Annotated in this window: 9 protein-coding genes; all 9 read left to right on the top strand. The window is 52.2% G+C overall.

Annotation, left to right across the window (positions count from 1 at the left end; genetic code table 11):
- The first annotated feature begins 59 nt into the window (after positions 1–59).
- The gene (gene panC, locus AB1690_07430) at positions 60–905 is read left to right on the top strand and encodes a pantoate--beta-alanine ligase (GenBank protein MEW6015138.1); all 846 of its coding nucleotides are present in this window, start codon (positions 60–62) and stop codon (positions 903–905) included.
- 77 nt (positions 906–982) lie between these two features.
- Entirely contained in the window at positions 983–1,768 is a 786-nt protein-coding gene (locus AB1690_07425) for a DUF6754 domain-containing protein (GenBank protein ID MEW6015137.1), read from the top strand.
- Between the two features lie 70 nt (positions 1,769–1,838).
- On the top strand, positions 1,839–2,696 hold the full coding sequence (locus AB1690_07420) for a DUF6754 domain-containing protein (GenBank protein ID MEW6015136.1): 858 nt from the start codon (positions 1,839–1,841) through the stop codon (positions 2,694–2,696).
- A 4-nt stretch (positions 2,697–2,700) separates the two neighbouring features.
- Positions 2,701–3,411 carry a hypothetical protein gene (locus AB1690_07415; protein MEW6015135.1) on the top strand — a complete coding sequence of 237 codons (711 nt, stop codon included), beginning with the start codon at positions 2,701–2,703 and terminating at the stop codon, positions 3,409–3,411.
- 1 nt (position 3,412) lies between these two features.
- Complete coding sequence (locus tag AB1690_07410; protein MEW6015134.1) at positions 3,413–4,249, top strand: hypothetical protein; 837 nt, start codon at positions 3,413–3,415, stop codon at positions 4,247–4,249.
- Positions 4,246–4,884 (top strand): hypothetical protein, encoded by a 639-nt coding sequence (locus AB1690_07405; GenBank protein ID MEW6015133.1) that lies wholly within the window; start codon positions 4,246–4,248, stop codon positions 4,882–4,884. Before AB1690_07410 ends, AB1690_07405 begins: the two co-directional genes overlap by 4 nt.
- 89 nt (positions 4,885–4,973) lie before the next feature.
- Complete coding sequence (locus AB1690_07400) at positions 4,974–5,954, top strand: sugar phosphate nucleotidyltransferase (GenBank protein ID MEW6015132.1); 981 nt, start codon at positions 4,974–4,976, stop codon at positions 5,952–5,954.
- A gap of 31 nt (positions 5,955–5,985) precedes the next feature.
- Positions 5,986–7,149: a methionine adenosyltransferase gene (gene metK / locus AB1690_07395; GenBank protein ID MEW6015131.1), complete on the top strand. Its 1,164-nt coding sequence runs from the start codon at positions 5,986–5,988 to the stop codon at positions 7,147–7,149.
- Positions 7,150–8,349 (top strand): adenosylhomocysteinase (gene ahcY, locus AB1690_07390; protein MEW6015130.1); only part of this gene is annotated, 1,200 nt, incomplete at its 3' end. It abuts the gene before it with no gap.

The raw sequence follows: 8,349 nt of genomic DNA, 5'->3' as shown, positions 1-8,349 counted from the left end.
AGCATTTCAGCTATGCCCGTCTCAATTCCGGAAAAATCAGCCTTGAGTACCTCTAATCTATGATAATAATCCGCTCGATTCGCCAGATGCAAAAGCACTGCCGCTTCCTTGCCGCTAAAGGGAAAAGCCTGGCGCTGGTGCCGACAATGGGATTTTTGCATGACGGGCATCTCGCACTCATCAGGCGAGCCAGAAAACAGTCCGACCGGGTCATAACCAGCATTTTTGTCAATCCGACCCAGTTCGCCGCCGATGAAGATTTCTCGCGCTATCCCCGAGATGAAAAATCTGACCTCGCCAAAATCAAAGGCGCCGGCGGCGATATCGTTTTTATTCCGAAGGCGAAAGATATCTACCACGAAAATTTTCAAACCTTTGTCGACGTTCAAAAGCTGACCAGGACATTAGAAGGAAAGGCCCGGCCCGGTCACTTTCTGGGGGTTGCCACAATCGTCGCCAAGCTTTTCAACATAACGCGCCCTGATGTCGCCATATTCGGCATGAAAGACTTTCAGCAGGTCGTGGTGCTGAAACAGATGACCGCTGACCTGAATTATCCGATAAGATTTGTTGTCGCCCCGACCGTGCGCGAGAAAGATGGTCTGGCTATGTCATCCCGCAACAGTTACTTCTCGCCGCAGCAGCGTCAAGATGCAGTCTGTCTATATCGGGCATTGCTGCGGGCAAAGGCGCTGGTTGCAGAGAATGTATTAGACCCTGATATCCTCCGCGCCGAGATGGAACTGGTCATCAAGTCTATCTGCCCCACGGCCGAAATCGACTACATTGCCTTCACAGATCTCGAAACGCTGGAGCCGCTAAACCCGATTCGAAAAAACTGCGTTTGCTCGCTGGCGGTGCGGCTCTATAACGTTCGTCTTATCGACAATATGAAACTGTTGTAACCTGCGTGAAATAAGGCGCAAAGGAAAGTTTAAACTTGCTGAGTCTGTCACTCCCGCTTGCCGAGGTGACCTCGCAGATGCCTGCCCCGCTTTTTCGCCTGGAGCGCCTGCCGTTGTTGATATTCGCCTTTCTCTTCGCTGCCGTAATAGTCCTTTATATCCGCTGGGCAAAGAAGGGAGAAGCGCTTTTCATTCGCAAGATCGCCGGTCTTGAGGCAATCGAAGAAGCAGTAGGCCGCGCCACCGAGATGGGCAAGCCGGTTCTCTTTGTCCCCGGCATTCAAGAACTCGATGACATGCAGACCATTGCCGCCGTCTCCATTCTCGGAAGGGTTGCCCGCATCACCGCTCAGTACGAAACACAAATCATTGTACCCGTCAATTATCCGCTGGTTCTTGCCGCCAGCCAGGAAGTAATCGAGCAGGCGTACAAAGAAGCCGGGCATGAGGATGCCGTCAACCGGGATGCCGTTCGCTATGTGGCGGGAGAGCAGATGGCCCTCGCCGCCGCTATAAATGGCATTATCACTCGTGAGCGACCCGCCGCCAACATCCTGATGGGGGCATTTTTTGCCGAATCGCTCCTTATCGCCGAGACCGGATATGCCGCCGGTTCTATTCAGATTGCCGGCACCGCTGAGCCGGAGCAATTACCTTTCTTTATTGCCTCCTGCGACTACACTCTGATGGGCGAAGAGCTCTATGCGGCATCCAGCTATCTCAGTCGCGAACCGGTCCTGCTCGGCGGGCTGAAAGGGCAGGACTTTATGAAGATGGTTCTTGTTTTTTTGATTGTAATCGGGACAGTTCTGATGACTATCGGCGCCGGAAATTGGCTCCGTTCACTTTTGATGGCGGAATGACACCGGCGCAATTATTGTCCAATTTCAGGATTAAAATTGACTTAAATGACAAAATCGGTATCTTGACCCCGTGATAATCGCAACATCGCACAAAATCTTCGCCATAATTATGCTTCTGTCCCCCTCACTGGCGCTTGCCGGGGAGCCCGATTCGTTATTCCGCACTAACCGCACCCCTATTCTTTTCTTTGCCGCGCTCTTCTCCATCGTTATTCTTCTCTACACCCGCTGGGCAAAGCAGGGGAAGCCGCTCTTTATCCGCAAAATCGCCGGGCTGGACGCCGTGGAAGAAGCGGTCGGACGCGCCACCGAGATGGGCAAGCCGGTGCTGTATATCCCGGGAATCTCAGAGATTGATGAAATTGAAACTATCGCCGGAATCGCTATTCTGGGGCGGGTAGCCCGGATTACCGCGCAGTATGAAACGCCTCTCATTGTACCGGTGCGATACCCGATGGTACTTGCCGCCGGACAGGAAGTCGTGGAGCAGGCTTATACTGAAATGGGCAAGAAAGACAGTTATAATAAAGATATTGTCCGGTATGTCGCCGGTGAGCAATTCGCCTTCACGGCAACCGTAAACGGCATTATGATGCGCGACCGCCCCGCCGCCAATATATATATGGGTGGGTTTTTCGCCGAGTCGCTGCTGCTTGCCGAGACCGGCAATGCCGCCGGCTCAATTCAGATTGCCGGAACCGCCCGCCCCGAGCAACTCCCTTTCTTTATCGCCGCCTGCGACTACACTCTCATGGGTGAAGAGCTCTACGCGGCCTCCAGTTATCTCAGCCATGAGCCGATTCTTCTGGGCGGACTCAAAGGACAGGATTTTATCAAGATGATTCTTGTCGTCTGCATTATTGCCGGTTGCCTCCTGGCAACGGTCGAGTCCGGAGACTGGTTCAAAAACATTTTCAAGGCAGAATAATTAGATGCGCACAACCGTTCCCGTCGTAATCGCCTTCTTATCCGGAATGATAATGGTAGTCGGATTCTTTTTCAATCCGGAGCGGTCATTTCTGGGACGGGTCGAGGAAGAAGTCCTGCAATGGGTCACCATCGTCGGCGGCTTCACCCTATTGCTGGGAGTGGTCTCTATTGTCCGCGTCAATTCCAAAGTGGTGAAGCAGAAGAAAGCAGGCTGGATTTTCAACCTTGCCACTCTGATTTCGGTTTTTGCCATGGCTATTCCATCTATGCTGCCGGTGACCAAGACTTCCAATCTGGGAAGCGTCATCTACAGTATCTTCCCCGAAAGCTGGGGGAGACTCTTCGGCACCGGCACCGGCTCCATCTATGACTGGCTTTTCAATTATCTTGATGCCCCGATGATGGCAACCATGTTCGCCATGCTCGCCTTTTATATTGCATCTGCCGCCTACCGGGCTTTTCGAGCGCGGAATGCCGAGGCTACCCTGCTTCTCGTGACGGCTGTCCTTGTGATGCTCTGGCGAATTCCGATGGGCGAAGCCTTCCTTCGTCTCTTTAGCGACAATATTCCCGGATATATTAATAGCTACATAATGAACGGCGTCAATGTCGCCGTCCAGCGCGGCATCATTATCGGCGCCGCTTTAGGAGCGGCATCAATGTCGCTGCGTATCATGCTCGGCATCGAGCGCACCTATATGGGAAAGGGTTGATATGAATTTCTGGGAAAAACTCTCCCATATCGACCGTCGCTGGATTTATCTGCTGGTTGCCATTGCCGTCACTTTCCCGATGCTGGTGGTAATAAAATTCCCGGTGGAGCTATCGCCCGAAGCCCAAAAATTATATGATGCCGTGGAAGCCCTGCCGGACAGCTCCGCGGTTTTCCTCACTTTTGACTATTACCCGTCCACTCTTGCCGAGACGGAACCGATGTCGGTTGCGGCACTGAAACAGATGTTCCGCAAGCATATGAAGATTATTACCATGACCACCATTCCTCTGGGGGGACCGTCCATCGCCGAACGGGTCACTCGAAAAATAGCCGAGGAGTACGGCAAAGTCTATGGTGAAGATTTTGTCAATCTGGGGTACAAGGCAAACTACGTCGCCGTGCTGAAAGGGATGGGCAGCGCCATCGAGACCATTTATCCGGCTGATAATTCCGGCACTCCTCTCAGAGAGCTTCCGCTCATGCAAAGAGTCAAAAATTACGCCGACATAAAATTCATCTATGTCGTCGCCGACAACGCCATAGTCGATTATTGGATTTCCATCGTAAATGCCCAATATGGCACTCCGGTTGGCGCCGGAGTCACCGCCGTTATGGCTCCCAAAATGTATTCCTTTGTCGAATCAGGTCAGCTGGTGGGGTTGCTGGGAGGGATGAAGGGCGCCGCCGAATATGAACGTCTGGTTAAATTTGAAGGTACCGCCACCCGGGGGATGGACGCCCAGTCGCTGGTTCATCTTCTTATCATATTTTTCGTCCTGGTCGGCAATATCAGTTTCCTGGCGATACGCCGAAGCGAAAAAGAGGCGCGGAAATGACCTTCATTGAACATTTCCAGCTCTGGCTTGGCGCATTTTTGGTATTGGCGCTCTTTTCCTTTCTCTACAAGGATAACCCCTTCTATAAACTCGCGGAGCATATCTTCGCCGGCCTCTCGGCTGGATATTATGTCGGACTGGTTTGGCAGGCGGTTATCATTCAACAACTGGTTAACCCGATGTTCAATGACGGGCACTGGTGGCTGGTATTCCCGGGAGTACTCGGCGTTCTGATGTTCGCCCGCTTCTTTGCCAAATGGTCCTGGATTAGCCGTATCTCGCTTGCCTTTGTTATGGGCAATACGGCTGGAGTCTTCTTAATTTCGCAGCTTCACGGTCTGGCTCTTCCGCAGACTGCCTCTACCATGATGTCGCTTGACCCCTCCCGCGGCTTTGGCCCCACGCTTCTGGCTCTAATTGTCGTCGTCGGCGTCATTTCGACACTCATCTACTTTTATTTCTCCAAAGAACATAAAGGTGTCCTCGGCGTTACCGCCCGGGTCGGCATCTGGTTCATTATGGTCTCGTTCGGCGCTCATTTTGGATATACCGTGATGGCGCGTATTTCTCTTCTCATCGGCCAGGTTCAATTTCTCCTCTTTGACTGGGGCAGAAGTCTCAAATCTATTTTCTAAATCTCCACTTTTCTCTACGCAGGCGACGACCGGACAAAAAACGGTTGCCTTTTCAGGGAAGTTTTCCCTATATTCTTCCCGCTAATACCATGAAAAAAGGACTTAAGATAATCGTCCCTGTAGCCGGTGAGGGGACAAGGATGCGCCCTCATACCTACACCGTGCCGAAACCGCTTCTGCCGGTCGCCGGAAAACCGGTTCTCTCTCATGTCATCGACCCCTTAACCTTCCTGGAACCGGAGGAAATGATTTTTGTCATCGGGCATCTCGGTGACCAGATTGAAGAATTCGTCAAGAAACATTATAAATTTCCGGTATCGTTCGTCCGGCAGCAGGAACTTCTCGGACTCGGATTTGCCATCTATCTTGCCCTGAAAGTGGTCAAGCCGGGTCCGCTTCTTGTGGTGCTCGGTGATACCATCGCCAAGACCGATTACAAGGAGTTCGTAAAGAGCGACCGCAATGTCATCGGCTTGAAAGCGGTGAAGGACCCGCGCCGTTTCGGCGTTGCCGTCATTGATAACGGCCGCATCATCGCCCTCGAAGAAAAGCCGCAGAATCCCAAATCCGACCTGGCGCTTATAGGTCTTTATTATTTCCCTGATTCTGAGGTTCTTAAACTTCATTTGAGTAAATTAGTCGAGATGGGCAAGAAAACCAGCGGTGAAATCCAGTTGACCGATGCCCTCGAATTCATGCTCGGGGCAGGCGAACTTTTCAAACCGTTCATTATTGACGGCTGGTACGACTGCGGCAAACGGGAAACCATTCTGGAGACCAATCGTCTGTTGCTCGAAGAGATGAACGCCTTCAATGATTATCCCGGGTCGATTATCATTCCGCCGGTGCATATTTCCCCCTCGGCAAGAATCGAGCAGTCGATTATTGGTCCCTATGTTACCGTGGCGGATGGTGCTCAGGTGCATAAATCAATCATTCGCGACTCTATTATCGGCCGCAAGTCAGTTATCGAGCATTCCCTTCTTGAGCAATCGCTGGTCGGCGAAAAAGCGGTTGTCCGCGGAAGTTTCGACCGCCTCAATATCGGAAGTTCCACAGAAATTGGATAATATCATTCTACATTTATAGAGGAGCCGTTAAATGTCAGAGGGCAACTTTCTATTTACTTCAGAATCAGTAACCGAAGGTCATCCCGATAAGGTCTGCGACCAGATTTCCGACGCCGTTCTGGACGACGTCATCCGGCAGGACAAGAACAGCCGCGTTGCCTGTGAATGCTTTGTGACCATCGGTCTGGTTGTGGTCGGCGGCGAAATCACCACTACCGGCTACGCCGATATCCCCAGGCTGGTCCGCGGCCTTATCCGCGATATCGGCTACACCGACCCTAAGTTCGGATTCCAGTTTGAAGCCTGCGGCATTCTCAATGCCATCGGCACCCAATCGCCCGATATTGCCCAGGGGGTCGATATCGGCGGCGCCGGCGACCAGGGACTGATGTCCGGTTACGCCTGCCGCGAAACCGACGAGCTGATGCCGATGCCGGTCATGCTGGCGCATAAATTGACCAAACGACTGGCCGAAGTCCGCAAAAAGAAAATCCTTGGATACCTTGGACCTGACGGCAAATCGCAGGTTACTATTGAGTATCGCAGCGGCAAACCGGTTCGGGTTGACACTGCAGTTGTTTCGGCGCAGCACACCGAAGATATCCTCGACAAGACCGGAACCAAAATCACCGACCATGCCCGTCAGGAAATCATTGAACAGGTGGTTAATCCGGTCATTCCCCGCGGAATGCTTGATTCCAAAACCAAATATTATGTCAATCCGACCGGCAAGTTTGTTATCGGGGGACCGCAGTCGGATACCGGCATGACCGGGCGGAAAATAATCGTTGATACCTATGGCGGAATGGCGAGTCACGGCGGGGGAGCTTTCTCCGGCAAAGACCCGACCAAAGTTGACCGCTCGGCGTCATATATGGCGCGCTATATCGCCAAGAACGTAGTCGCCGCCGGACTGGCCGACAAATGCACTATTCAGCTTGCTTATGCCATCGGTGTGCCGGAGCCGGTTTCGGTCATGGTTTTCACCGACCGAACCAATAAGGTTGAGGAAAGTCGCCTGGAACAGATTATCCGTAAAAACTTTGACCTCACTCCCCGCGGTATTATCAAGACCCTCGACCTCCTTCGTCCTATCTATCGCCAGACCGCCACTTACGGTCATTTTGGATGGAATCATCCTGACTATACCTGGGAGAAAACCGACAAAATCAAAGACCTTCAGAAGGACGCTTAAATGAAAAAAGCGAAATATGATATTGCTGATATCAAGCTGGCTCCGCAAGGGAAACTCCGCATCGAATGGGCCGAACGGAATATGCCGGTCTTGCGCCTGATCCGGCAGCGGTTCGCCAGAGAAAAGCCGCTTCGCGGCATCAACATGGCTTGCTGCCTCCATGTCACTACCGAAACGGCGAACCTGATGATAACACTCAAAGCCGCCGGTGCCAATGCCGCCCTCTGCGCCTCCAATCCGTTATCGACTCAGGATGATGTCGCTGCTTCGCTGGTCAAAGATTATGGCATATCGGTGTTTGCCATCAATGCCGAAGACAAGAAGACTTATTACCGTCATATCAACCAGGCTCTTGACTTCAAACCGCATATTACAATGGATGACGGCGCCGACCTGGTCTCGACCCTTCATTCGCAGCGGAAAGAACTTCTGAAATATATCATCGGCGGCACGGAAGAAACCACCACCGGCGTCATTAGGCTTAAAGCGATGGCGCAGGATGGCGCTCTGAAATATCCTATTATTGCTGTCAACGATTCCAAGACCAAGCATTTCTTCGATAACCGTTACGGCACCGGGCAATCGACCATCGATGGCATACTCCGCGCCACCAATGCCCTTATCGCTGGAGCCAAAGTGGTCATTGCCGGGTATGGCTGGTGCGGACGGGGAGTGGCAACCCGGGCGCAAGGGATGGGGGCGCAGGTGATTGTGACAGAAGTTAACCCCACCAAAGCGATCGAAGCGGTGATGGACGGCTTTGAAGTTATGCCTATGTCCGACGCGGCGCGTCTGGGCGATATCTTCATTACCCTCACCGGCGATATCAATGTCATCCGCAAAGAGCATTTCCTGAAGATGAAGGATGGCGCTATTGTCTGCAATTCGGGACATTTCAACGTTGAAATTGACCTCAAAACTTTGGAAAAGGTCAAAACACGCAAGCGCCGGATTCGTCCCTTTGTCGAAGAGTACACTCTCCGCAATGGCCGAAAAATAAACATCCTTGGTGAAGGACGATTAATTAATCTTGCCGCCGCCGAGGGGCATCCCGCGGTCGTTATGGATATGTCGTTCGCCAATCAGGCTCTTGCCGCCGAATACCTGGTGAGTAACGCCCGTAAACTTTCCCGGAAAGTCTATATCGTTCCGGAGAAACTGGACGACAGCATTGCCGCCTTGAAATTGAAATCGATGGGA

It is taken from the genome of Candidatus Zixiibacteriota bacterium, from assembly GCA_040753495.1.
In the GTDB taxonomy this organism is placed as follows: domain Bacteria; phylum Zixibacteria; class MSB-5A5; order GN15; family PGXB01; genus DYGG01.
The sequence above is the reverse complement of the archived record's forward strand: the minus strand, read 5'-3'. Positions and strand labels throughout refer to the sequence as shown.

Excerpts from the sequence above, each read along its gene's own strand:
- panC (MEW6015138.1), top strand. The coding sequence starts at position 60 with ATGATAATAATCCGCTCGATTCGCCAGATGCAAAAGCACTGCCGCTTC.
- AB1690_07425 (MEW6015137.1), top strand. The coding sequence starts at position 983 with ATGCCTGCCCCGCTTTTTCGCCTGGAGCGCCTGCCGTTGTTGATATTC.
- AB1690_07415 (MEW6015135.1), top strand. The coding sequence starts at position 2,701 with ATGCGCACAACCGTTCCCGTCGTAATCGCCTTCTTATCCGGAATGATA.
- AB1690_07410 (MEW6015134.1), top strand. The coding sequence starts at position 3,413 with ATGAATTTCTGGGAAAAACTCTCCCATATCGACCGTCGCTGGATTTAT.
- AB1690_07405 (MEW6015133.1), top strand. The coding sequence starts at position 4,246 with ATGACCTTCATTGAACATTTCCAGCTCTGGCTTGGCGCATTTTTGGTA.
- AB1690_07400 (MEW6015132.1), top strand. The coding sequence starts at position 4,974 with ATGAAAAAAGGACTTAAGATAATCGTCCCTGTAGCCGGTGAGGGGACA.
- metK (MEW6015131.1), top strand. The coding sequence starts at position 5,986 with ATGTCAGAGGGCAACTTTCTATTTACTTCAGAATCAGTAACCGAAGGT.